2 protein-coding genes are annotated in these 1238 nt (G+C 48.2%); both read right to left on the minus strand.

The genetic code is table 11. The annotated features are described in order from the left end of the window. On the minus strand, window positions 1–448 hold a 448-nt coding region (locus A3766_RS07110), incomplete at its 3' end, for a polyphenol oxidase family protein (protein WP_197479402.1). Then, on the minus strand, window positions 445–1238 hold a 794-nt coding region (gene rluD, locus A3766_RS07115; RefSeq protein WP_068642010.1), incomplete at its 5' end, for a 23S rRNA pseudouridine(1911/1915/1917) synthase RluD. The genes rluD and A3766_RS07110, both read right to left, overlap by 4 nt.

Below are 1238 nucleotides of genomic sequence, written 5' to 3' on the forward strand. Positions count from 1 at the left end.
CAGTCTTAGTTAGGATGCCAGAAGCTAAGCCTCGCCAACCCGCATGTGCGGCAGCGACTTGCGTTGCCTGTTTGTTGCAGAACAGTACCGGAAGGCAGTCGGCCGTCATAACGACACAGGCTTCTTGCTGCTTGCGAGTATAACTTGCGTCTGCTTGAGTGCTGATAGATGAGCTTTCGGCCTGAACAAGAGTATTACTATGTATCTGCTCCAGCCAATGAATATTCTCTGCATTTAAGGCGCAGTGGGACGCAAGTACTGTCCTGTTGTGTCGTACAGTTTGTTCATTATCGTTGACGTGTAGGGCCAAGTTAAAGTCTTGGTAGCTGCTTAGCTTGCTATCTGGCATCGTGTCGGGAGCCAAGCGAGACGTAGTAAAGGCGACTACTTGACTCGCGACGGGCCATTCAGGTTTTAACCATGTTGTAGGTAAGTCGCAAGGGCTCATTGTTCGCTTAGCACCGCTAGTAAGTTTTGCATATCTTCAGGTAAATCGACTTCCCAGCTCATCTCCTCACCAGTTTGAGGGTGAATGAGGGTTAATTTTTTAGCATGCAATGCTTGTCGTTCAAATTGCCTAAGTTTATTTTTTACTTCATCGCTTGCACCGGCTGGAAGTTTCATTCTTCCTGCATAGGTGGTGTCCCCTATAAGCGGGTGTTTAATATGTGCCATATGGACGCGAATTTGATGGGTTCGTCCAGTTTCTAATTTAACGCGTATGTGAGTGTGAGCGAGAAAGCGTTCTAAAACGCGATAGTGAGTCACCGCATGTTTGCCGAACTGGTTGACGGCCATCTTTTTGCGGTTTTTAGGGCTGCGTGCAATAGGCTCGTTGATGGTTCCGCCGCCCGTCATGACTCCTGCAGCGATAGCTTCGTATTCTCTGCCCATTTCGCGACTTTGAAGTTGTTCAACAATATGGGCGTGAGCTGTTAGTGTTTTAGCGACCACCATTAAACCGGTCGTGTCTTTATCCAGGCGGTGAACGATACCGGCCCTGGGAACGGCTTTGATATCAGGAAAGTGATGCAGCAAGGCGTTAACTAAAGTGCCTGAGTGGTTACCGGCGGCGGGGTGAACTACCATTCCAGCTGGTTTGTTGATGATCAGAATGTCTTCATCTTGATAAACGATATCAAGCGGGATGTCTTCAGCAAGCCACTCTCCCTGACTTTCAAGCTCGGCTTTCACTTCAATGAGATCATTTATTTTGACTTTGTCTTTGGACCGCGCGA

The organism is Oleiphilus sp. HI0132 (assembly GCF_001635845.1).